The organism is Bacillus sp. H1a, assembly GCF_000633475.1.
Classification (GTDB): domain Bacteria; phylum Bacillota; class Bacilli; order Bacillales; family Bacillaceae_G; genus Bacillus_A; species Bacillus_A paramycoides.
Genome location: NZ_AYMH01000066.1, coordinates 1 through 22877, shown reverse-complemented (window position 1 = coordinate 22877; position 22877 = coordinate 1). Strand labels below are relative to the sequence as shown.

The following is a 22877-nucleotide window of genomic DNA, read 5'->3' as shown; positions in this document are numbered from 1 at the left end:
TGCCAGGCACCAATAATAAAAGTCCCCCTCCACTCATCCAAATTAACGCTATTCCTAAAATCAAACATATAATTCCAATTATCATCTGGCCTCTTTACCACCCTTTACATAAAATTTCACCATGTTTGTAAAAACATTCTGATAAATTTATACCTCTTTACTTATAACAAGCTCAATACTACTAAACTATCTGTTTCTCCCCCTTTCCTTCAAGGAATAAAACCCTACGATTCCATTTTTCTCCATCATACTATATGTTATTATAATAATATATAGTATGATGGAGAAAAAACGAGAGGAGATTATTATGGTAACGATTGGAATTGACCTAGGAACAACGAATAGTTTAGTAGCCTATTGGACGGATCATGGTGCAGCCCTTATCCCAAATGCATTTGGCGAATATCTTACACCATCTGTCATCAGCGTTGACGAGAGCGGTGAAGTTCTAGTCGGACGCATCGCCAAAGAACGGCTGATTACCCATCCGCACGTTACAGCATCAACGTTTAAGCGATTTATAGGAACAGAGAAAAAATACGAGTTAGGCATGTATACATTTTCTTCAGAAGAACTTTCATCTTTTATCATTCAATCTTTAAAACAAGATGCAGAAGCTTATTTAAACGAAGCGGTTACTGGTGCTGTCATTAGCGTACCTGCTTATTTCAACGATGCTCAGCGCAAAGCGACAAAACGAGCTGCTGAAATTGCTGGATTAAAAGTTGAACGTCTCATTAGTGAGCCAACGGCAGCTGCTATCGCTTACGGACTGTATCAGGAAGCGGCAGAGACAAAATTTCTTGTATTTGATTTAGGCGGCGGAACATTTGACGTGTCCATTTTGGAATTATTTGAAGGAGTGATGGATGTTAAATCGATCGCCGGCGATAATTATCTTGGAGGCGAAGACTTCACAAACGGTCTCATGTCCTTTTTTTTAGAGTCACACCAACTCGAATCCGATTCCCTTGACTCAAAAACGCTATCTTTAATTTATGCACAAGCAGAACGTTGCAAACTTACATTATGTAATGAGCCTGCCGCGATTATGAAAGTCGTTATTCATAATGAGACGTATGAAACTCGCATTAACAGAAGTGAATTTGAAAAATTAGTAACCCCGCTTCTCTTACGGCTTCGCTATCCGATTGAACGCGCACTTCGCGATGCGTCGCTAAACCCTAAGGATTTAGATGCTGTCATTCTAATCGGCGGGGCGACAAGGATGCCGCTTATCAAATCCGTCATTTCTAAAATGTTCGGACGCATGCCTCATGCAAATATTAATCCTGATGAAACGGTTGCTTTAGGTGCTGCGATTCAAGTTGCTTTAAAAGAACGAAACAAAGCACTTGAAGAAGTTATCTTAACGGATGTTTGTCCATATACATTAGGAACTAATGTTGTTCAAGCATTAGGAAATGGACAACAAGAATCCGGATACTTCTTCCCGATTATTGAACGAAATACACCGATTCCTGTAAGTCGAGTGGAACGACTTTATACTGTCAATGATAGACAACACTCCATACTTGTCGATGTTTATCAAGGAGAAAACCGCTTGGTTAAAAATAACTTAAAACTTGGCGAACTTAAAATTAAAGTCCCTCCTGCTCCTGCTGGACAAGAGGCGATTGACATTCGTTATACATATGACATAAATGGCATTCTCGAAGTCGAGGTAATAAGTACAACGACTGGAGAGAAAAAAAGAGCAATTATCCAACAAAATGCCGGAAATCTTACAGAAAAAGAAATTGAAGCTAGACTACTAGAATTGAAGGAAATTAAAATTCATCCACGAGACCGGTCCGAAAACCGATTGCTGCTCGCAAAAGGCGAACGGCTCTATGAAGAATTACTCGGTGACGAACGCCAGAAAGTCGCTATCTTGTTACAGCAATTTGAAAATGCACTCACAACGCAAAATGATAAAAAAGTGAAAGAAGCTGCTCATATATTAAAAGAGCATTTAGAGAATATTGAAAGGTGGGTCAGTCATTCATGAGCATTTGGGAAACGTTAGAAATTGAGCCTACCGATAATATTGCAGCTATTAAGAAGGCTTATGCAAAACTTCTAAAGATTTATCATCCCGAAGACGATCCGGAAGGATATCAGAGACTGAGAGAAGCATTTGATAAAGCGATAAAAAGCGCAAAACAAATGAAGACCGCACCTCCCTCTCAACTAGAAAAAACAGATGAAAACGAAGGGAATTCCTATATCCATCCTGTATCTCCTACATGGATGGATGGTGATGCTGAACTTACCGCTACTCTCGTTTCAGAACATCCCGTTCACGCATTTACGGAAAAAATCGAGACGCTGTATAACGATTACTTCGCACGAATCGAGCTGAAAAATTGGGAAGACTTATTAAGTTCCGATGTGATATGGGACGTAGAACATGCGGCAGTGATTCAAGATAGATTAATAGAATTTTTACAATATCATTACCATTTCCCCCGCTCGATTTGGGAACTTCTCGACAATGTATTTCGCTTTAGTGAGCAAAAAGAGGAGTTAGAGTTTGAATACGGTGAAGAAACGGTACAATTTTTGCTAGAGAGAATGAGTGGCGAGAAGGAAATGCGTTATGATATTTTCAAGAAAAGTGATGATTTAGATTTTGAAGCGTATTTTCATTTACGTGAAGAAGTCCAGCTCACACTTATGGATAATAACTTAGAAGCGGCAAAAAGTGCACTCGATTTTGCATACGAGCTTTATCAAGAAGATCCGGAACTTTTACGCATGCAGGGCATTTATTATTTGCGCATAGAAAGTAAAGAACGTGCGTTACAATCATTCAATGACATACTTGTCATTTGCCCGGATGACCCAGGTGGTTTACTTTATCGGGCCCAGATTTACTATGACCGCGGGCAATTTGCAGATGCTATCAAGGACTGTGAGCATCTACTTTCGATTGAGCCGGAGCATATGGACGCACAGTTCTTAATAGTGAAGTATTCGTTCGAATCAGGTGATATAGAAACTGCAACCACTAGGGTGTTGGATGTGGTAAAACATTATCCAGAGCGTGCAGAATTTTTTTCATATAGTGTTCGAATTCACACTGAAATTCCAGAAAAGAGGCAGAAACAAGAAATAAATACGAAGTTTATTATCGGCTATGCGCTATACCTTTTATTTCTATTTATTAGCCGCACCTGGGTTTATTTGATCTTTATGATTCTTATTGTTTTGACCCCACTACCATCTAAATATGCATTACTTCTCCTACTCCCACTTATTTGGGAAGCATGGAAATTCGTTAGGCTTAAAACATTAGCATAAGGAGGAGACAGAATGCCTGTTTTATATAAAAGAAAACGAGAGAAACAGCTCGAACTATATTTCCGCTGTCTGTCTTCCGTTTCTTTGAATTGTTTTTATCTTACAAACTACTTTACCCGATATGAATTCACCCTTATCAGAGACCGCTTTATTGGGAAACGTTTTTTGAAGAACGTGTTATGGGCATGGAAGATTGAAAATTCAAAGGAGTTAAAAGAGAAAATCATTTGGTTTTTAGAAGAAGGAACACGGCAGGAATTTAATCGTATACGCCATCAATTGACTCCTCTTTCCGAGGCAGCGCGAAAGCAATTATCGAAAGACCATCCTGACTATGAAAAACTTTATATCGCTAATTACGGATTACATATTTTGACGGATTCCGGAATTGCAGCGTTTGATTATGCATGGTGTATCTGTTTATGTCGGGTCGGTAGAAGACTCGGTTATTTATCAAAACGGGAAGCAAAGGACTTTATGATACAGGCTGCACAACTTTCACAACATTCTTATTCAGATTGGCACGAGTATTTTAACGCCTTTCGTATCGGCAGCCACTTTAACGCAAATGATATAGAATTCATAAATAAAGATAAGTATAATATTAATTACGTATCGCACTTGTTTGATTATAAAAAAACTCTATTGAGTGTTGTTCCATGGGAAAATAATCTACTTAAAGATTTAAGTTAAATCATGCTATGCTTCTTAACCAAATTAATAAAAAATCCCAGGAACTATGTTTTCCTGGGATTTTATTTACATATGAGGTATTTGATAAACTTAAGAGAATCCACTTCTAATAACTTGAACTACCCCCACTTTCACTTCGTTTAGAAGTGGGGGATTCCTAAGTAAAGAGTTCTGTCGAACTCTAATTTATTAGGCTATCTCCGCAGTCCTTGCGGTTAGAAGCCTTATCGCTTCATTCTTTAGATTGATACTTGCGTTAATATCCCTATCATGATGTGTACTACAAGAAGGGCAATCCCATTTACGTAGGTTTAGATTTTTAACGTCTTTGTTTTGATATCCACAACAAGAACATAATTGGCTTGAAGCAAATGTTTTCGATACGACAATGACTTGTTTGCCATACCACTTTGCTTTATATTCCAACATAGTTCGAAACTGTGACCATGATACCTCACTAATCGCTTTTGCTAACTTATGATTCTTTAACATATTCGATACTTGCAAATCCTCTATACCAATAACATCGTGGTTTTTGATGATTTCAGTTGAGATTTTGTCCAAGTAATCTTTTCTAGCATTTGCTATGTATTCATGAATTCTAGCTACTTTTACTCGTTGTTTATTCCAGCGAGAAGATCCTTTCATTCTTCTAGAAAGAACACGCTGTGCTTTTGCCAACTTCTCTTCTAACGATCGAAAAAACTTCGGGTTTTCATAGGGTGTTCCATCTGACAAAATGGCGAAATCTTTTAGTCCCACATCTATTCCAATGTAAGAATTTGTTTTCGGAAGTTCTTGCACTTCTGTTTCAACTAACAATGACACAAAGTATCTACCAGAAGGGTTCCGTCTAACTGTAGCATTTAAAATACGTCCCTTTACTTCACGACTTTTGGCAAATCGAACAAGACCTAGTTTTGGCAATTTCATTTTGTTTCCTACGACGGCAATGTTTTCATTTGTTTGTTTTGTGGTGTAAGATTGTACGTTGTTTTTCTTAGATTTGAAACGTGGGGCACTGTTTTGTTTTTTGAAAAAGCGTGTATAAGCATCCGCGAGGTTGCGAACAGACGACTGAATCGCAATACTATCCACTTCTTTTAGCCAAACAAATTCTTTCTTCATGGCAGGAAGTTTGGCAGAGCATGTACCATATGTCAAACCTTTTCCTGTTTCTTTGTATGCATGATCCCATAGAGATAGGAAGTGATTGAACACAAAACGAGAACAACCAATCGTTTTATTGATTAGGGTCGCTTGTGCTTTATTTGGATAGATACGAAATTTATATGCTTTATTGATTATCATTCATTTCACCTCCATTTCGATATGCTTCTATTATACAACAAACATATATTCGGTAGGTAGTGAAGTAACACTTTATGTATGTCGAACAATTAAGATGGCTTCCTGCCATCCCTTGTCCGAAGCCAATTCATCTCCCACCTACTCACTTCGCGTTCCTTGAGGAAGGAGTCTTCTTGGCTAAAATGATAAAAAAATGATTCTTGCAGGAAGAAGAGATTACATTGATTAAAAGAACAAGGTTTTTATAGACGTACAACTCATTGTACAGTCAAACATTTGAACAATCCCATTGAACAAGACCATAGACATGTAAAAAGGCGTTTTGCCAAATCCACAGGATTCAAAGCCTTCGTCATGCTTCACGTACCTTGAAAGGTATTGAAACCGTTCATACTCTATATAAACGAAAACGAAGTTTGCAACAGAACCAATTATTTTCTATTCCTTTACAATTAATTACTTTAACATTTCCCACAATTCATCCCCAATTCTCCCTAAAGGCTCATTAGCTTTAACACATTCATTAAAATCTGCCTTCCATATAAAGAAATCAGATAATCCTCCTCTTGGTGGATATAGATTATTATAAATTAATTTTATTTCATTTATAACATCATCAAAGTCTATATAATTATTATTTTGGCATTCATTTAAAATATTAATTACATATCTAACTTCAGATATCTGATAATCTATATCACCTTTCTTATTTCCCTCTAATATTACACCCAATTCACTAAAAAGTTTTTCTAATTTATCTATTACTAGCTTACTTGAACTCACTATCATACCTCCTATTTTATTGGTGTTTCACTTAAAGGCTCTACCCCATTAATCTTCCATGGTTCCGAAATAAAAATTTGATTACAATTTTCTACACCAAGGTAATGAACTCCTTGATATCCAACCGGCCGTTCATATATTGTAGTTCCTTTAGGAATTTTTATTGCGTATGTTGATTCTATTGGCGAAGTACCTGTCAGTACACCTGTTTTAGGATCTATCCATTGAGCTTTAATCGTAGAATCTATCCGTACTTTTGCAACTGATTCTGCTAGTTCTCTTGTAAACCACTATCCAAGCGCATTTTGTTCTTCTCCCGGAATTGTTAATCCTCCTTTTTTGCCTGAACGATATAAAGTTGTATCTTTATCCAAAATTTTCACATTATATTTGCCTGCTAGAAAGTTTGATACTGGATTTCCCCTCATTTCAGCTAAAGGCCCAGGATTCTCTATCATACTATGAGTATATTTAGCACCACTCTTCAAATTCAACCCATCAAAAAACGCTGCCGTTTTCTGCTCAAGCCACTAGTTATGTTCTACAGGTACATCCTAAGCTACTACTGGCCGCAGCTTGGGATCTAGATTTTCTGCAGTTATTTTTTATGTTGGTATATATCGTATCTATTTTTCTTGCTACATTCAAACACATTGTTATTACTCATCTCAATTTCTTTCACATAAAAATAGAACCAATGCTTCTTCCATTAGAAACATTGGTTCTATTCTTAGCTATAATATATAATTATTTTTTCTTTTCATTACATCTTTCATTTAGAGCAAAAATCATTTAAATGGCAGAATATTTTAAAACTTTTTAATTTCATTAACTTAAAATTACCTTTAATTTTATCTACTACTCTGCTCCGTGCATTCGTTGTAATATATTGTATAATTTAGTAGTACTCATCTTAACTTCACTATCATTAATTAAAAACCTCACATTTTTTATATTATTATCAATAGTTACTTTTATTATATTTTGCAAGCTACTCATATTCATATCTATTGCAATTTCATTTGTATTTCCTTGCTCTTTAGAATACTTTTTGCAATCTTTTTCACCAATAAAAACTTTAATATAATCTTTTTCTACCACTGGGACAAATTTATTTAGTATTATTTCTTCACCTATTGTATCCTTACTTGGAACAATCCACAACTTATCATCGCAGAATCTTACACTATTTAATACATTCATAATTGCATATTCACTTTTAGCTAATACTGGAGGTTGACCTTGTTTTACAAAACATTCATTTACCAAATCATATATGTTGCAGATTATGAAATCTCTTCCTTCATCAATAATGACTTGGTATATACCAGAGAACATTGCATAATAAGAACTTATTAGTAACTCTTGGAATTCAACTTTTTTTACTAAATATATGTCATTTCTCTTAAATTGGTAATACTCTGCATATTCCTTTGCTATTTTTTCTTCTGAAAAAAGCCACATTGTAGGCATGTTATTATTTAATCCAAAGAATATTTTCCCTTTATTATCTTTAACTTCTTCATCTGTTGTATTTCTACTAACTACAGTGTATATTTCTTTTAAACTGACTATAGATCTTAAAATTTCATTATATTTATTTAAATAATGTTCTGAGCTTTTTTCTATTCTATTTAATTCATTTATTTTTTCTTGTATAGATACACTACTCATTTTCATTTTTTCTCCTTTTAATACAATATAATTAAATATAATCTATTCTAAAAGGTTCTTTAAATAACTTCTTATATCCTTTTGTTCGATTCTAGTGACCTTTTCATCCATATTTTGAAATTTCAAAATAGGATCCTTAATTTCTATTAAAGCATCTACTTCCTCTATTGGAACCTCTTTTTTAAAAACAAATTGTTCCATCTTTTCAAATCCATAATTTCTAGCTTCTTTTTCATCACTTGTACCTAGCGTAATTTTATTTATTTCTAGTATAAACTTACCTATTGCCCATGGAACAAATTCTTTTTCCTTATATATTACTTTGTATTTCAATTTATAAGCCATCTCTACTTCATTAATATCAACCTCTTTTATATATATTACTTTTGAAACGAATCCTTGTTCAAATTTTAATTCTTTAAATCCATATTTTATGGATTCATTTGAATTACTTATAAGCTCTAGGTTATTATCCGATACATCTATTCTATACAAATTATTTTTATAAATAGCGTAGTCACTCATACTTTATTATACTTCCTTCCTAGTCAGTCATAACCCATCCGATTTTTTTATTAAATTCAAATTTTGTTGCTACATTGCCAGTTTCTGAATCTATAATATTCAATATATCTCCATCTTGGAAAGCTCTTGCATAACCCCTTTCATATGAAAATTCTGGTAATGCAATATTCTTACTTCCTGTAAACCCTCTTGCAGTAAATGGATAATTATCGCCATTAGCTTCCCACCTTGGGATCGTCAACTTTGATGGATCATTTTCTATATATTCAATAGCCCCATAAAACTTATCTGGCGCACCAATTGGTGTTGATACACCATTTACTCCATGATCTACTTTCCCAATTATTTATTATTTTTGTACCGTGCTTTATAATCTACATATTCTTTTTTTGCATCTTGATTATTACTTTTTTTGCTCTCAAAATATGTGTGTATCTGCGATAGATATTCTATTAACTTTCCTTCATCATTCCTCTTCGTATAATTCATAACAATACTTACTTCCAATATCTGCATTGGACCATTTGCGGAGTCAAGATGAAGCACAATTGTCGCCCCACCATATTCTTCATATTGTATTTTTAGCTTGTCATTAATAATATTTTGAAATTCTGATTCAGTTAAGCTATATCCAACTGTTTTAGGCTGATCAAATTTTTTTGTGTCATCACCTGACTTCATTTTTAATTTCCCTATTCCTTTTAAACGATCCACAATTAAGTTAACGTAAGAAACATCAAGATTGGAATCACTTTGTACCTACCCATTTTTATACATAATATTTGTACTATAAATGGTTTCATTTTTATAATTTTCATTTGTCTTTTTTTCATTTTTTTTATCTACATCAGTAGCAATTTCTTGTGTTGTATCGCCATATAAACTTTTATCTTTCGTATTATATACACCTTCCGTAGTTTGACGGATTGTTTTACTGTGCTCCCCATCTTCTTTTTGCTCGTACATACTGTATATACCTCTTTGTGTCACATGTGCATATCCATCATCACTCGCAGACATTACCCTCTTCATATCCCCTTCATCTAAAGCCTTTACAAATGGTTCATAGTCAATCTTCGTTTCTCCTAAACTACATCCACCTAATAAAGACGCGACTATCGTCATAATAATCATCCCCTTAACTTTCTTTTTCTTCATACCGTCACCTCGTTCGTTACTCTTGCATTTTTAGTTTGATTATGCTTCCTTTTACATAATAGTATACTTCATCTTTTCCTAAAGCTGGTTCGTTACTTTAAACATCGTTCCATCATAGTCAAGCCTAGCTCCTTCATAATTTTCAAACAGTATTTTTAACGAATTTACCGAAAGAATTCTCCTTCCTCAATCGTGTGAAGGGCGCTAGCCCAACGTTAGGTGGGATATGAATTTCGGTTTGGCATAGCCAAAAACTTTTGATAAACTAGCTATATGAAGTTCTTTGATAACTTGATATATGAGGTTGCAGGAAGAAAATAGAGTGCGAAAACCAAGCCATTCGGTTCCTGCGTAAAATATCAACCGTACCAAGAGAGCATCCAAGCGTTGGACATCTAGGGGTGGAACACCCCGAAGTAACGCTCAGGGAGACGAAAGGTTACTTTCGTCGTGGAACTGAGAAGCTCACCACTTTAAGCTTTGCTAAGTGGTGAGTAGTTCACAATCATTTCTATTTATCCAATTCCCTGGTATACCTAAAATCATCTTTGGTAAATCCATATTTTTATTCAGCTACTTCTCTAACTATCCAAAATGGCTTATCAAATAACTCCCTTAAAAATAAAATTGACTTTTTCTAAATATTGTTTTGGTTGTTTATCACTTATTTCTTTCAAAATATTGATTACTTCTGCTTTTTGAGAAGGTGTAACCTTTCTCAAAATATTAATAAATGGAACAATTAAATCATCTGTAGCTAAAAGACTTCTATAAAGCCTTTTAGCACAATATCTAGCCTGTGGTAAAATGTAACTCATTCCTTCAATTAATTCATATAACCCCTCTTCAATTCCATTCCGTTCAATAATATAAAAAATAGTTTCAATTAAATCACCAATAATTGAAGGTTCATCTATTTCATCATGAAAAACACTACACAAATCACCGATTACTGTATTATCAGCAGTTTGTGATATTTCATTTAAAATTTCTTCTAATACTTCTATACTATCCTCTTCATGATCCAAAAAACGCATCTTTTTTAAATTTGATATCATATTCTCTAAAGACATTATTTCCCTCCATAATTAAGGTTTCTTAAAAATTTTCAAACCATCCTCTTGATCATTCTTACGATAGTTTTTATAGTATTCAAAATACTCTCCGATTCTTTCCCTCGAGTCTTTATTGTATAAGCCGTCTTCTTTTAATATCCCTCGTAAATCATTTACATCAAACGCTAAAGCATCTCGTGATTTCAAAGACATATGTTTAAAATCTTCTGGTCTTGTTCTTGAACCCAACCCATAAGTAAAAGTCCGTCTATGTCTTCCCCCCTTCTCGGGTGTGGATGCTCTAAGTTGATAGCATAACTTTCATCTGTCTCAATACCATATTTATCATTCATATATTTATTAGATGGCATATGATGTCCTGTAATGTTGTCACCCTTTACTTCTGGAAGCTCCCCAAATTTACCATGGTTCAATTCATTCTCAAGGTATTAATGTATTTTCAATTATATAATACTAGTAATTTGTGTTAGCCTTATATTTTTTATAACTTTATAGCATGCCTATTAATTAAAAAGCACTTGTTGCCTCAAGTAGACAATCAAGTGCTTTCAGTTTATATGTTGTTCTAAAGTTTTAAGTCACTAGTCACTTTAAGTTCGTGCATACAATCATTTGATACTGATAATATGATATGTTTTGTATTCCATAACAAATAGTACACATTTTTTAGAGTTCCTTTAGCTAGTTTTAATCATGTGATTTGTCTAGATAGATGTATTAGTGAAGCATACCCATAAATTCATCGAAGGTATCTGCAACATGATAACTTACTAGTTCAAGTTCAGCAGAATTCTCATGATCCCACACACAAACTTTAGGGTTATTTCTTGATTCTCTAAAATCTAAACATAAAAAATCACCGGCAAATAATACAGCAATTGGTAATAAGGCTACTCCCAGTAAATCTCCATCATCCGTAAGTCTCTCATCTAGCTGAGTCCATGTTACATCAATATCAAACATACCTATTTCAATATTTTCTGTGGCTTCAAGAATACATAAAAACCTAATAACTGCATAGCTATGGTTATTGCACACAAAAGATTTCTTTTCTGGGGAACCACCATTATTAACTTTTATGAAATTCTTATAATCTATCGGTAGTTGAACTCTCCAAAATTCTTCTTTCCTTAATATTAAACTATCAGACGGTAACGGATAAATTATAGATTCTTTTTTTATTTCCATATTAATCCTCCATTTCAAATTATCTAAGCCCCTCTGGTAATGAACCGATCCCACCTTTTAACCTATAATATGCTCAGTTTCTTAAATTCCTTTTAAATGTGCCATGTTCAAATGAGTGGATCAATAATATTGAGAAGTTCTCTATGCGCTTCTCCAGAACCATCGAAGCCATGTCTTCCAAATCAGGTTAACAAACTCAACATCTTTCGTTAGTGTTCTCATTTCTGCTATATCTTCAGCTGTTATACCTCGATACTAAATATTATTCATGGTACCCACCGGGATAATAAATCCTATGTTCAATTCATTAAACCATTTTGCAAAGTCTTTACTTCTGGGCATAATCTTTGTGGTAAAGATTCTAGTCCTAGATTTTACTTTAATAAAGTTGTCCTTTACAAGTTTATTTATTTACTCATTTGATAATCTTTTTTCCTTCTGCTTCTTACTAGCAGAAATTTTTTCTGATACCAGGCTTCTTTCTACTTTTTAAATCTTACCAGCTTCAGGATACTAGTATTACCCATCCCCTTAAAATCTTTATTGTTATCAGATTCTTTCTCACACTGTTCCTTTATAATCAACAGGTGTATATATTTTAACTCCATTGACTCCTTGATTTAAGCTATTAGATGTAATCTTAGGTACACTTGCTCCCTTAAATGTACCTCTTTCATTTTAACAATAACAAAAAGCCAAAAGCGATAATGCTATTGACTCCCTTTAGTAAGACATGCTTCCGAATAAGTTCTCAAGAAACTTTCAATATAATAATTGGCTTTGAATTATCTCGACCGCTTTCTAGTTTAGCATGCCCATCATTTGCTTTAGCCATTTCACTTTGTTCTTTAAAAATCTTTTTCCTTTGCTCATAGAATCTAGTAAAATAGCACATACTATCTTAATTCAAATTTAGTTTGCTACTTTAACAACTTCAATAATATCATGAAAATCTCGTGATAATTCTTCATTTCTACCATTTTTATACATGAAATATCCTTCCAATCCTCTATGAATAATAGCAAACATAGTAGGATGGAAATTTTTATCTGTGGAATTAATAAGAAACTGGCTAAATTGAACAGCAGACTCTAAAGAATAATTTAGTTTTTCGTTTAAAATCTGAATCATAGCACCTTGTATGTCAACAGGTTTAATATTTTTTTCGTGTCCTAATCCATTAAACATTCCAAAAAGGTATGCACCTAAGATTTGCTTTTCTTGTTCATCATTGATGTCTATTTTAAAAACCTTATATATAGTAGTATTTATAATATTCATACATTCATTAAGGAAATCTTTATTTTCTTCCAAAAAACTTCACTCCTTATCATATAACTTTTATATTTCCTTTAGGATATTCTCCAGTCCACCCACATGGAATATAACCATTTATATATATTTTGTATAAACAATTATAAAATTCAGACTCGCATACTAAAGAATAACTTTTATATAGTGCGATATTCATTATATCAAATAAAATTTGACTTTTCATGTTTTCTAAAAGTTGTCCTTCACTAATCAGAACAGACAATTTTTCATCAACAATGGGAATAATTTCTTTTTTTATATCCATTGCTAAATTATTCCAATTTTCATTATACATTTCTTTATAATTCTTTGATAAATGTGAAGTAACATCTCCTATTCTATCTAAACAAAGGTTCTCCCACTTTAATTGATTAATACTTTTACTAGCCAATTTTAAAGTTGGTACTATCTCAAAATCAATTTCTAATTTTCTAGTGTGTGATAAAAAATCAATTCTACATAAAGACTTCACGACTTCATTTTCTAATCTCACTTTACTTCCTCCATCAAGGTTTTGGTTTTGGTAAATTAATTCTCCCCGGTATTCTAGGTACGAAATCATCAGCCAAAAGACCAGCATTTATTTGTTGCTTGATCGCTTCTGAAACTGCTTTGTTTACTTGTGCTTCTGATAACCCTGCATTAATTAAAGAATCTCTCAATGCATTGTTATAGTCTGTTAAATTAGGTTTAAGCCCTGCTAGATCTCCATTTTTCCTGTAAATATTCCAAAAATCTTCTAAACTTTTATGAGCATTGTAATGGGGGCTATCTATATTTTTAAATATATTTCCTTCCAATTTTACAGAAAGTCCGTCATTTCTTGGAATATAGTCTCTAAAAGCAGCATCTTGATTCAAATGATGTGCTTGACCTGAAATTTCTTTATTTTTCCTCAGATTTTTGTATGAATCAACTAAGATATCATCGAATTCATTAGCCCCACTGGCTCCCTTACCAATATTACCCGTACCCTTAGTGTACTTATAAAATTATAACGCTCGCTTCACTTTTCATGCTACAACGCAAAAAGCACTCGTTGCCATAAGTGACAATCAAGTGCTTTAAGTTCATCTGTTTTTAAGTAGCATAAATTTGTAAGTTTTATAGTAACAATATGACACCTTTTGTATGTCATTACAAGTACTACGTTAAAACTTACGAGCTTGTACGAGTTCATTACTATCATGTTCATTCCATGTGTTTATATTCGCCGCCCAATAAAATATCATCTCGCCTAAGCTCGTACTTCGTTTTTCTATCCTATCATTGCACACAGTACTCCATGATGGTACAACCACCATGAGTTATCCATTCAACTTAGATATAACTATTACTGTAAACCTTTTAAAGGTTATTATTTTTCACTTCCTCAAACCACTCATCAGCAATATGGCTAGCTGTTTTAACATCATCATCCGTATATACTAAATCATACTTATATTTAGCTTTAAAGTTGCCACTATGAACATCATATATTAATTTCATCTCCGTTGGCATGTCTCGTTCATATTCTTTGCATAATTCTTCAATTTTTTCAATATCTTCACATATGATACGCAATACCATAGACTGTCGTTTTGTGGACACATCGTATCTTTCATCTCCATCTTCCAATGCATCATTTACTTTATGACGTTTTACATACTTATTGTTAATGCAATAAAAGAAACCTCCCGAAATAATTCCTGCCTCACGTGAAGCATAAACATACACTTTATCGGCCCTATCTTCAACATATTCCATACATATAGATATCATATCTGCTTGCAAATCACTAAATTTATCTTCAAATTCTCTCATACTACTTTTACACTCCTTAAATTATTTTTAATAACTCGGAAGCCCGCCATACCATCAATAGAGTAATTAACTATAAATTTATCTGGGCGCATATCATTTCCAGAATAAATTATTTCAACATCAACTGTTACTTCTTTAGGGGGTTCTGATTTCAAAGCTTTAGCCCATTCTTCTTCAATCTTCTTATATTCCTTCAAATTAACGTCAGATAATTGCGAAATCAAATTATCAATTTTAGGTGATCCTCCAAATCTCTCACCTGCTAAATGCCCTGCATGGTCTTGTCCTTTTACTTTTCCTAGTGTATTTTTACTATGTGATAATCTCTTCTCTCTTTCAGTTAATTGTAACTTGTCTGTTTCAAATTTTTCAATTCTTCCAAGACTATCGGTTTCATAAAAATAGTCAAACTCTCCTGTTTTATACCTAATATCAGGTTTTAATCTATTTTTTCTTCCGTTTGTAAAGTGTTCTCCTGTTTTAACTAATGTTTTAACGCCACTTGCTCCAGCAGTACCATTTACTGTCCTATTTACCGTACCTTTACCAACAACACTCTCTTTCAACTTAGAAATCTTATTATGAATAATCCCTTTCGACTCGTCATGGCTCGCCTTCACCACGGCTTCCCAACTCGTGCCACGACGAAGCCCCATGCCCCCATCAACGGGTGCTAGAGATTTACCTAAAACGACATCTTTCGCGATATTGAATCCACCTGTTGTACCGTCTACTACCTTGGCAACTCCGCTTTTTATCGCATGATCCCAGTAATTTATTTTATCTACTGTTTTCCAGCCTTTTTGTTCTTAACTTTAACTTCTACTGTACAAAAATTGAATTATTAAAATAAGAAATGACTTTGCCACAAGATCAAAGTCATTTCTTAAATGTTTATTTACTAAAATTAAACTTTTCATCGTATAAACTACGATGTACCCCGATATGTGATAAAAGTTTTTTATAGCTTTTTGATATTAAGAATACTCCTCTTCATATTTTTGCATTCTTTCCATCAACTCTTTATCATTTTCATCTGTTAGTTCTCTTTTTAAATATTTGTACTCAAAGTATTCAATCCTATCTGAAGGTCCAAACTCTGAGTCGTTCCAATTGACATAATTAAAACGAACTTTTAATTTCCCTTCACCATTCCCAATCATTGTAACTGAAAACCAAGCCCCTTGTTGATTATCAATAAATACTTGTTGTAATTGAACTGTCAAATCAAATAATTCATGCAGAAGTTGATTATAAATTTTTCTATCAACATTATACATTCTAGGTATATAGTGTGAATATTTATATTCTTGTTTTTCATCTAAGGTTGTATAGAAAAAGTATACTCCTCCTTCCCCATCCTTCACCTCACCATTAAAGTAAAATTCTTCCCATTCAGCAGGTATCATCTCGTTTATCTTTTCAGCAATTTTAGGATAAAGTTCATTTAATTCATTTTCAAATGACATATTATTAACCTCCTGCTTTATTTAAAATTTCACGTATAATCGGTTTCTTCCCTTGAATTTGATATTCCACAAAGAACGAATTTGGTCTCAATGATTGCCCACTATATACTGGTTCAATCTTTACTGACACTTTTTTAAGAGGAGTTCCACCTAAAGCATCAGCCCACTCCTTCTCCATATTATACCATCCTTCACCAGAACGATTAATTTGTTTATTTTGGGCGACTAAATTATCAATATCACCAGAGCCTCTAAATATAGTTGCAATTAAATATCCGCTATATAATATTCACAACTTATTTTATTTCATTTATCAATCCGTATATACAATCTATATTTTATTTGTTTATCGGTTCTTAATATATCTATGAAAAAAGCACTTGTTGTCAAAGGTGACAATCAAGTGCTTTAAGTTCATATGTTTTTAAGTAACATTATATTTGTAAGTTTTATAATGAAAGTATGACACCTTTTATATGCCATAACAACTACTACGTTAAAACTTACGAGTTTGTACGAGTTCGTTAGTTTCATATACATTCCATGTGTTTATATTCATCACCCAGTAAAATGTCATCTCGCCTAAGCTCGTACCTCTTTTTCTATTCTATCATTGCATATAGTACTCCATGATGGTTGTACCATCATGGAGTGTATTCTTCAAAATATTCATTTCTTTTTCTATCCACTTCTCATATATGCTTATGCATGTTTACGTTAAACCACTACAAGCTTTTATCATATATGATATTGTACTCAATTTTTTGTATCTTCAAGATTTTTAAGATGCTTTTCTAAGTATTTTTTCCCTGAATTACTTTTAGGCATAAGACCAAGATGTTCATATTCCCAAATAATCATTCTCTCATGGGAATTTTCATCCGAAAGGTCATCATAATTAAAGTCAATATTAAACTTTCCTGTATTATCAAAAATCATAGTGAAATTTGTCCAAGCTTCTTGATCATTATCAATAAACTCTTTCTTCATTCTCTTAATACAATCTAACAAACGATACCACTTCTTAAAATATTCTTCTTCTGGGACATTAAAGAGTTCAAAAATATTATGACTGTAAATAGGAGTACTATTCTCTTCAGGGTAGTAATAAAAATATGACTCTTGAGTACCTTCCCCAACCTCACCATAAAGGTATACCTTAAACCACTTCTCTGGAATTGTATCAATTACAATCTCTGCTATTTCATTGTATAACTTACCTAATTTTACATCATTCATCTAATTTCCCTCCCGGTACATTATCAAAATTTTTCAATCTCCATCTATCTTCATCACCAATTTTATATCTAACAACAAAACTGTCTGGACGTTTTGAATTTCCACTATAATTCTGCGTTATTTTCACCCTAACTTCATCACCATCTTTAAGAGCGTTAGCCCATTCAATCTCTAGTTTCTTCCATTCGCCTCTATTTAAGTTACTGTTCATTGGAACTAAATTATCAATGTCACCAGAGCCTTTAAATATAGTTGCAATTAAATGTCCACCATCATCATCAACTAGACGATCATCTTCACACACTACTCTCTGAGCATAGTTATTTCGCTTACCATCACCTAATTGAAGACTACCCTCACAACTTGCAACACGCCCTTCACTATCTGTTGTATACGTATACCCTTCTTTGCTTGTATATTCAACATCTGGCTTTAATACCTTTTTACGCTTCTCTTTAGTAAACTGATCTCCATAGTCTACCTTAACAGGACTTTTTTCCGTACCCTTAACTCCACCACTCTCCAAATTCGAGATCCTACTCTGAATACTCGCCTTAGAGGCATCATGGGCTTCTTTTACGCTTTCACTGAAGTTCGTTCCAGATTTAATTACACTTCCATCTGGCAATATTTCTAGGCCTTTAACGAATGGGGATACGGTGTCCACACCTTTTGCTAATCTATTTTCAATTATATAATACTAGTAATTTCTATTAGCCTTAATTCATAAAAGTAATTTTTAAAATTATATAGCATGCCTATTAATTAAAAAGCACTTGTTGCCTTTAGTCGACAATCAAGTGCTCTAAATTCAAATAATATTTTCTAAGGGTTTAGTTTATTGATTATAGAGGACACCCACGGAACCAATAGCAATTTTTCAACAATATTATTTTGAATTAATAATTGTATTAAACGTTTCTTAATTCAAATATCCTCTATTTTAAGCCCTAAAATCAGTTAATCAGTACTAGATATTTTCAATATATCCCCTAATTCGCCTAACAGTTCTATGTTTTTTAAAGCCAACTCAACAGGTATGTCTTTCATTAACACGAATGGTAATTGTTTTAATCCTTTTAATAAGTCAAACAATCCTTTTTTGATGATAAATACCTCTTGAATCTTCTTTAAATCCATAGCCCCTCCTACTGGTGGACTTACCAATATAATATTACACAGTTTTTCCTTAAATACTTCCTGTTCTTCGTCCACACATTCAATATCTATCGCTCCGTCATTTATCCACTGTACAAAATTCTCACTTACTATGGTAGCATAATTCGGATCCATAATCCCCGAATCAACTTGTACTAACTCTGTTGCGTTTTCATTTGTAGCCATTAACAGCATTTTTCCTCCACCATTACTTCCTACAGTAACATAACCCTTTGCATATTCATGGACTTCATATGTTTTATTCATTTCATCTATTATATCCACTCCAAATATAACGATTCCATTATCGGACACAAAACCATTTGTATGCTTTAGTAATTGTTTATAAGCATTAGGGAGTATTAATCCCATTTCCTCTTCAACTTTTTTAATTTCATTTTCATCAACTGGAGAATATAATTCATAAGTCGACAATTTTTGAACATTTATCATTTGAATCCTCCTAATCCATCAAAATATCTATATGCTTCTCGCATTACTTTTTTTGCTACTTTTAAATCTACACCTGCTTCAATCATTTCTTTATAGCTAATATTAAATTCGTATATTATATCCGTACTAAAACCTTCATTACTATAAGCATGACCGAATTAAAACAAAATTAAAAGGAATGAGCCCTGTGCAATACAGAACGCATTCCTCATTAGCTGCTTAAAATATGTGTCTAGCTTTTTCGGTTCACTTCATTTATTCAGAAGTGCTTTTACTATTACTTATTTAATATTATATTTCTCTTTAATTTTCATCAACAACTCTTCAGCAATCGCTTTCTTTTCAGGATTTTTTCCTATATAAAATTCACATGCAGCACTTAAATACTGGTACAATTCATCATAACTCACAATATCGTAGTCATCATCACCATCGCCAGAGTAAAATAAAACTTTATTTTGTCCAAAATACTCCTCATCATCTTGTTCATATTCATCTGAATAAATTACTCCATTATATTCCCGACGCTCGCCATCTTTACTTTTAAAATCTTCTAGGTGTTGTAGAAAGTTACGTCCATTTACATATATGTTCAAAACATCAATAACTGCCTCTTTATTCAAATTTCTCTGTTTCATTATTTCAATAAATTCCTCATATACGCTCATATTAATCCACCCAATCTAATACTGGATAAGCATTCTCTATCTCTCCAGTTTCTGAATTCATAATACCTTCAAATTTTAAGTTTTTTCCATTATAGTCTGCTTGTCCTTGTATTTTTATCTTTTTTTGTTTTAATAATGGAATCTCTCTTTTATTATTTAAACCTTCTTCCATAGCCTTTTTGCTTAAAGCTATTATTTCATCATTTGAAATAATTTTCAGATCATACACTGTCTTTTTATACACTTTATCTCCATTAGGTATTACTTTGTATTCACCTGTCCCATTTTTCCCTGTATAATCCATTTTCTCATATTTTACTTTATATTCTATATCAAAAATTCCATTTATATCTGGATGTTCCTTTTTAACAACAGGTCCCAACTCATATTTGTTAGAGCTACTATTAAAATAATTTTCAAACTCATCATAATTATGTCCACCACTAATACCATTACGTTCAGTAAACTTTTCAACTGGTCCTGTTGTATGTTCAACATAGTAACCTTCTTTAAATTTAAGATTACCCGTACCCTTAGTGCCACTCTTAAAAGCCGAAAATAACTGTCTAAGTGTTTTTCTTTCCTCTACACTCCCAACGCCAGCTGCCGAAGGTTCAGGGGATAAATCCCGGATCTCAATATTTTTAATCTTCTCCCCAACATTCTTCATACTATCCGGCAACTTATTCATGAATGACATTTCGGAAAACGTTCATCATAAAAAAATTTCCTCTAATGTTATTTCCACTCATATTTGTTTGTCTGCATAATTCTTTTATATCTTAAAATCTTTTTCTCTGTTCAATGTTATCTAGACGCTTCCCTCTAAACAGCTAGATAACACAAAAAAGGACATATCCCTTTCGGAATTGTCCCTTTCACCTTGAGAATATTTCCCTCAAAATCTAGAAAAATAAACTATTGTTTTTGATTTAAAATATAATCAATTCTTGATTTATGACTAGCACTAGTCTCAATAATATTAAACGATTTCTGTTTTAAATTATCCTGATATATATTAAAATCTTTTTTTAATTCTTCTGATTCATTGTTTTCTATTTTTGAAATAGCCTCTCCAACATAAGACAATTTTTCATATAAAAAATCTGGAAGTTGTTTTCTTTTTATTCCTTCTAAAGCAAGATTAACAAGATACGAATACTTTATAAAATCATTGGTATTAATATTTTGCCAGTCTTCCTCAATGATTTTCCCACTCGCTTGAGTAACAGTTAAACCATCTTCATCTACATATTCATCCAAGTCTAATTGAACTGCTTCAATTATATATTCATAATTTATTGAGTTGCTCATTTATATCCAATCTCCCTTTTTATTATTTTAACGTGTTATTGGTAATAATATTCACCTTAATATTAGGGGATTTTTCCCTGAATTCAAATATTAAATTAGTACAACTTTGACAGCAATCTAGTTCAGAGAATAAATTTATCTCCCATTTTATATTGGGGTCTTTTATTTTAGAAGCGATATCTTCTAAAATTTTAGCTTCTGTGTCATTATACCTTGGGTGTACATCGTCCACATAATTCGTTAGAACTCTATCCTATTCTGACGCAGTAATTGAAAAATCATCTGCATAACCCAATGAATCGCTAGAATGTATTTGACTATGTGCTTTAAAAATCTTTTTTTATTCCTGAAATATCAACTTCTGCTGTTGCAACATTACCCCATCCTAGTTTATCTAATTTCCGGTTAATTATTTTTTTCTTTGAGTTAGATAAATTTAAATATTCATCAGATTTTTTATAATTATCTTTAAATTCATCTAAGTTGTTTCTAATGTTTTTTGATTCGATTACTTGTTATATCGTATATATGTATAAGGTAATGTTAAGGGAATACCAAGCAATGGTCAAACTTTTTAGAATTATACGAAATGATTACTATTCGTTGGATGAATTAACACCAAAAATCATAAAAAAGGGAAAAGCATCTCGTGGGAGGTCGAGATGCTTTAAGAAAAATAAATGCGAAAAATCTTATATAGATCGTAACATACTTTATGAACAAATGAAGGTACACTTTTTTGTGGAATTATATTATTTACGTTAGTAAAATACGAAATTACATTTCGTTTTAAAAATCAAATTAAAAAGCATCCTTGAAAAGAATGCTTAAAAAACTAGGTTACTTAAAAACTCTTTAATATCATAACCTTTTTTCTCTATTAATACTTAGCTTAATAAAATTGCTTTGTCTTTATTTAACTTTGAGGCTTCAACCATTATATGTTGTGAAATACCTCAAATGCTATATGCCAGGTCCACTATACTTATCTTCTAATAATCATCTCCTTCTTCAAATAATTCTTGGTATATAATCTCAAGAAAAGCTTTTTTATCTACTATATCACTTTCAAAAGGAAATGACATCTGATGAAATATCTTAATAGTAGTCTCAATGTTTTCGATTCCCATTACTATAACTTCTTTAGCCCTCTTAAAGGCTCCTTCAGAATAATCAGATTCCACACCTGGAACTATTAATCTACGAATAATATATTTTTGGTTCTTCTCATCATTGATATCTAGTGCATAAACACTGTTACTCTCTTCATCAGTCATATAGTTAATATCAATGTACTTTAATATACTACTTAACATATTAATATTTGCTTTTGCCATATCTATCTCCCTCATATTGGAAATGCTGTAATTGGTTGATTATTTCTAAAAAATACTTGACCAGTATATGATTGTCCATAATTTAAAGTGCCTTGCTGAGAGATGTGAATACTTCTCCTTCAACATATTAGTTCTAACTATATTTGGATTAGCTTCTCCTACCCCCTCTGCAGGAAGTTTCTCCCCAGATAACCGGTTTGCATTTTGCGCTTGCACCTTAGTTTCACTCTTAGCAACAGAAAATAACTCTCCACCAAGTGCGTTTCTTCCTCCTCCATTCCCAACACCAGCTAACAAAGGTTCAGGGAACAAATTCGGGATCTCAATATTTTTAATCTTCCCCCTAACATTCTTCATACTGTTCGGCAACTTATTCATGAATGCCGTTACTTCTTCCAACTTACCAAC

Annotated in this window: 26 protein-coding genes and 7 pseudogenes; 5 read left to right on the top strand and 28 right to left on the bottom strand. The window is 32.7% G+C overall.

The genetic code is table 11. The annotated features are described in order from the left end of the window. Positions 1 to 307 precede the first annotated feature (307 nt). From U860_RS0125825 to U860_RS0125815, 3 genes are read left to right on the top strand one after another with little or no spacing between them, the layout of a single operon-like run. A complete protein-coding gene (locus tag U860_RS0125825; RefSeq protein WP_025150790.1) occupies positions 308 to 2011 on the top strand; it encodes a molecular chaperone HscC in 1704 nt (567 codons plus the stop codon). Then, complete coding sequence (locus tag U860_RS0125820; protein WP_025150789.1) at positions 2008 to 3306, top strand: J domain-containing protein; 1299 nt, start codon at positions 2008 to 2010, stop codon at positions 3304 to 3306. Before U860_RS0125825 ends, U860_RS0125820 begins: the two co-directional genes overlap by 4 nt. A gap of 12 nt (positions 3307 to 3318) precedes the next feature. Continuing rightward, complete coding sequence (locus tag U860_RS0125815) at positions 3319 to 3999, top strand: DUF1266 domain-containing protein (protein WP_025150788.1); 681 nt, start codon at positions 3319 to 3321, stop codon at positions 3997 to 3999. 189 nt (positions 4000 to 4188) lie between these two features. Here U860_RS0125815 and tnpB read toward each other — a convergent pair whose 3' ends face one another. Continuing rightward, positions 4189 to 5310: an IS200/IS605 family element RNA-guided endonuclease TnpB gene (gene tnpB / locus U860_RS0125810; RefSeq protein WP_025150787.1), complete on the bottom strand. Its 1122-nt coding sequence runs from the start codon at positions 5308 to 5310 to the stop codon at positions 4189 to 4191. A gap of 225 nt (positions 5311 to 5535) precedes the next feature. Between tnpB and U860_RS34235 the strand changes: the two are divergent. After that, positions 5536 to 5819 (top strand): annotated as a pseudogene (locus U860_RS34235) (DDE-type integrase/transposase/recombinase); the annotation flags it as partial. On the opposite strand, the gene U860_RS0125805 reads toward U860_RS34235, so the two are convergent. The 22 genes and pseudogenes from U860_RS0125805 to U860_RS37055 form a co-directional block, all read right to left on the bottom strand. Further along, positions 5767 to 6093, bottom strand: a complete 327-nt coding sequence (locus U860_RS0125805; RefSeq protein ID WP_025150786.1) for a hypothetical protein — start codon at positions 6091 to 6093, stop codon at positions 5767 to 5769. The pseudogene U860_RS34235 and the gene U860_RS0125805 overlap by 53 nt on opposite strands. Before the next feature lie 290 nt (positions 6094 to 6383). Further along, positions 6384 to 6581 (bottom strand): hypothetical protein, encoded by a 198-nt coding sequence (locus U860_RS32495; protein ID WP_025150785.1) that lies wholly within the window; start codon positions 6579 to 6581, stop codon positions 6384 to 6386. Between the two features lie 370 nt (positions 6582 to 6951). After that, complete coding sequence (locus tag U860_RS0125795) at positions 6952 to 7767, bottom strand: hypothetical protein (RefSeq protein ID WP_205206368.1); 816 nt, start codon at positions 7765 to 7767, stop codon at positions 6952 to 6954. 42 nt (positions 7768 to 7809) lie between these two features. Then, a complete protein-coding gene (locus U860_RS0125785; protein WP_025150784.1) occupies positions 7810 to 8292 on the bottom strand; it encodes a hypothetical protein in 483 nt (160 codons plus the stop codon). Between the two features lie 19 nt (positions 8293 to 8311). Further along, entirely contained in the window at positions 8312 to 8533 is a 222-nt protein-coding gene (locus U860_RS0125780; RefSeq protein ID WP_025150783.1) for a hypothetical protein, read from the bottom strand. Positions 8534 to 8634: 101 nt separating this feature from the next. After that, positions 8635 to 9450 (bottom strand): annotated as a pseudogene (locus U860_RS32010) (DUF3952 domain-containing protein). Between the two features lie 602 nt (positions 9451 to 10052). Further along, a complete protein-coding gene (locus tag U860_RS0125770; RefSeq protein ID WP_025150782.1) occupies positions 10053 to 10523 on the bottom strand; it encodes a hypothetical protein in 471 nt (156 codons plus the stop codon). Between the two features lie 15 nt (positions 10524 to 10538). After that, the gene (locus U860_RS0125765) at positions 10539 to 10718 is read right to left on the bottom strand and encodes a hypothetical protein (RefSeq protein WP_025150781.1); all 180 of its coding nucleotides are present in this window, start codon (positions 10716 to 10718) and stop codon (positions 10539 to 10541) included. Continuing rightward, a complete protein-coding gene (locus U860_RS0125760) occupies positions 10709 to 10939 on the bottom strand; it encodes a hypothetical protein (RefSeq protein ID WP_025150780.1) in 231 nt (76 codons plus the stop codon). Before U860_RS0125760 ends, U860_RS0125765 begins: the two co-directional genes overlap by 10 nt. Positions 10940 to 11243: 304 nt before the next feature. Next, positions 11244 to 11714, bottom strand: a complete 471-nt coding sequence (locus U860_RS0125755) for an SMI1/KNR4 family protein (protein ID WP_025150779.1) — start codon at positions 11712 to 11714, stop codon at positions 11244 to 11246. A gap of 912 nt (positions 11715 to 12626) precedes the next feature. Beyond that, a complete protein-coding gene (gene imm48 / locus U860_RS0125745; RefSeq protein WP_025150778.1) occupies positions 12627 to 13028 on the bottom strand; it encodes an Imm48 family immunity protein in 402 nt (133 codons plus the stop codon). Between the two features lie 16 nt (positions 13029 to 13044). Beyond that, complete coding sequence (locus U860_RS0125740) at positions 13045 to 13521, bottom strand: hypothetical protein (protein ID WP_025150777.1); 477 nt, start codon at positions 13519 to 13521, stop codon at positions 13045 to 13047. 13 nt (positions 13522 to 13534) lie between these two features. Continuing rightward, positions 13535 to 13888, bottom strand: a complete 354-nt coding sequence (locus U860_RS32005) for a type IV secretion protein Rhs (protein WP_240184493.1) — start codon at positions 13886 to 13888, stop codon at positions 13535 to 13537. A gap of 487 nt (positions 13889 to 14375) precedes the next feature. Further along, a complete protein-coding gene (locus U860_RS0125730) occupies positions 14376 to 14831 on the bottom strand; it encodes an immunity protein YezG family protein (RefSeq protein WP_025150776.1) in 456 nt (151 codons plus the stop codon). Further along, positions 14828 to 15538 (bottom strand): DNA/RNA non-specific endonuclease, encoded by a 711-nt coding sequence (locus U860_RS0125725; RefSeq protein ID WP_275887070.1) that lies wholly within the window; start codon positions 15536 to 15538, stop codon positions 14828 to 14830. The genes U860_RS0125730 and U860_RS0125725 overlap by 4 nt, the downstream gene beginning before the upstream one ends. 270 nt (positions 15539 to 15808) lie before the next feature. After that, entirely contained in the window at positions 15809 to 16300 is a 492-nt protein-coding gene (locus tag U860_RS0125720; protein WP_025150774.1) for an immunity protein YezG family protein, read from the bottom strand. Between the two features lie 4 nt (positions 16301 to 16304). Then, positions 16305 to 16577, bottom strand: a pseudogene (locus U860_RS0125715) (DNA/RNA non-specific endonuclease); the annotation flags it as partial. 29 nt (positions 16578 to 16606) lie between these two features. Beyond that, positions 16607 to 16834: pseudogene (locus tag U860_RS37060) on the bottom strand (hypothetical protein). A 222-nt stretch (positions 16835 to 17056) separates the two neighbouring features. Continuing rightward, entirely contained in the window at positions 17057 to 17539 is a 483-nt protein-coding gene (locus tag U860_RS0125710) for an antitoxin YezG family protein (protein WP_025150773.1), read from the bottom strand. Next, positions 17532 to 18206: a DNA/RNA non-specific endonuclease gene (locus U860_RS0125705; protein ID WP_025150772.1), complete on the bottom strand. Its 675-nt coding sequence runs from the start codon at positions 18204 to 18206 to the stop codon at positions 17532 to 17534. The genes U860_RS0125710 and U860_RS0125705 overlap by 8 nt, the downstream gene beginning before the upstream one ends. A 293-nt stretch (positions 18207 to 18499) precedes the next feature. Beyond that, entirely contained in the window at positions 18500 to 19150 is a 651-nt protein-coding gene (locus U860_RS0125700; protein WP_025150771.1) for an SMI1/KNR4 family protein, read from the bottom strand. Next, positions 19147 to 19290: pseudogene (locus tag U860_RS37055) on the bottom strand (hypothetical protein); the annotation flags it as partial. The pseudogene U860_RS37055 and the gene U860_RS0125700, both read right to left, overlap by 4 nt. Here U860_RS37055 and U860_RS34215 point away from each other — a divergent pair. After that, positions 19284 to 19373, top strand: a pseudogene (locus U860_RS34215) (IS3 family transposase); the annotation flags it as partial. The pseudogenes U860_RS37055 and U860_RS34215 overlap by 7 nt on opposite strands. 58 nt (positions 19374 to 19431) lie before the next feature. Here U860_RS34215 and cdiI read toward each other — a convergent pair. The 5 genes and pseudogenes from cdiI to U860_RS36075 form a co-directional block, all read right to left on the bottom strand. Next, on the bottom strand, positions 19432 to 19818 hold the full coding sequence (gene cdiI, locus U860_RS0125690) for a ribonuclease toxin immunity protein CdiI (protein WP_025150770.1): 387 nt from the start codon (positions 19816 to 19818) through the stop codon (positions 19432 to 19434). Between the two features lies 1 nt (position 19819). Then, positions 19820 to 20488, bottom strand: coding sequence for a CdiA family toxin C-terminal domain-containing protein (locus tag U860_RS0125685; RefSeq protein ID WP_240184491.1), 669 nt, complete (start codon positions 20486 to 20488; stop codon positions 19820 to 19822). A gap of 248 nt (positions 20489 to 20736) precedes the next feature. Further along, positions 20737 to 21132: a hypothetical protein gene (locus U860_RS0125680; protein ID WP_025150768.1), complete on the bottom strand. Its 396-nt coding sequence runs from the start codon at positions 21130 to 21132 to the stop codon at positions 20737 to 20739. Between the two features lie 992 nt (positions 21133 to 22124). Beyond that, positions 22125 to 22469 (bottom strand): hypothetical protein, encoded by a 345-nt coding sequence (locus U860_RS0125675; RefSeq protein WP_025150767.1) that lies wholly within the window; start codon positions 22467 to 22469, stop codon positions 22125 to 22127. Between the two features lie 45 nt (positions 22470 to 22514). Further along, positions 22515 to 22877: pseudogene (locus U860_RS36075) on the bottom strand (hypothetical protein); the annotation flags it as partial.

Coding starts and splice junctions, on each gene's coding strand:
- U860_RS0125720 (WP_025150774.1), bottom strand. CDS start 16,300: ATGTCATTTGAAAATGAATTAAATGAACTTTATCCTAAAATTGCTGAA.
- cdiI (WP_025150770.1), bottom strand. CDS start 19,818: ATGAGCGTATATGAGGAATTTATTGAAATAATGAAACAGAGAAATTTG.
- U860_RS0125680 (WP_025150768.1), bottom strand. CDS start 21,132: ATGAGCAACTCAATAAATTATGAATATATAATTGAAGCAGTTCAATTA.
- U860_RS0125710 (WP_025150773.1), bottom strand. CDS start 17,539: ATGAATGATGTAAAATTAGGTAAGTTATACAATGAAATAGCAGAGATT.
- U860_RS0125820 (WP_025150789.1), top strand. CDS start 2,008: ATGAGCATTTGGGAAACGTTAGAAATTGAGCCTACCGATAATATTGCA.
- U860_RS0125825 (WP_025150790.1), top strand. CDS start 308: ATGGTAACGATTGGAATTGACCTAGGAACAACGAATAGTTTAGTAGCC.
- U860_RS0125785 (WP_025150784.1), bottom strand. CDS start 8,292: ATGAGTGACTACGCTATTTATAAAAATAATTTGTATAGAATAGATGTA.
- U860_RS0125685 (WP_240184491.1), bottom strand. CDS start 20,488: ATGAAGAATGTTGGGGAGAAGATTAAAAATATTGAGATCCGGGATTTA.
- U860_RS0125795 (WP_205206368.1), bottom strand. CDS start 7,767: ATGAGTAGTGTATCTATACAAGAAAAAATAAATGAATTAAATAGAATA.
- tnpB (WP_025150787.1), bottom strand. CDS start 5,310: ATGATAATCAATAAAGCATATAAATTTCGTATCTATCCAAATAAAGCA.
- U860_RS0125770 (WP_025150782.1), bottom strand. CDS start 10,523: ATGTCTTTAGAGAATATGATATCAAATTTAAAAAAGATGCGTTTTTTG.
- U860_RS0125755 (WP_025150779.1), bottom strand. CDS start 11,714: ATGGAAATAAAAAAAGAATCTATAATTTATCCGTTACCGTCTGATAGT.
- U860_RS0125765 (WP_025150781.1), bottom strand. CDS start 10,718: ATGTCTTTGAAATCACGAGATGCTTTAGCGTTTGATGTAAATGATTTA.
- U860_RS0125815 (WP_025150788.1), top strand. CDS start 3,319: ATGCCTGTTTTATATAAAAGAAAACGAGAGAAACAGCTCGAACTATAT.
- U860_RS0125730 (WP_025150776.1), bottom strand. CDS start 14,831: ATGAGAGAATTTGAAGATAAATTTAGTGATTTGCAAGCAGATATGATA.
- U860_RS0125675 (WP_025150767.1), bottom strand. CDS start 22,469: ATGGCAAAAGCAAATATTAATATGTTAAGTAGTATATTAAAGTACATT.
- U860_RS0125700 (WP_025150771.1), bottom strand. CDS start 19,150: ATGATAAATGTTCAAAAATTGTCGACTTATGAATTATATTCTCCAGTT.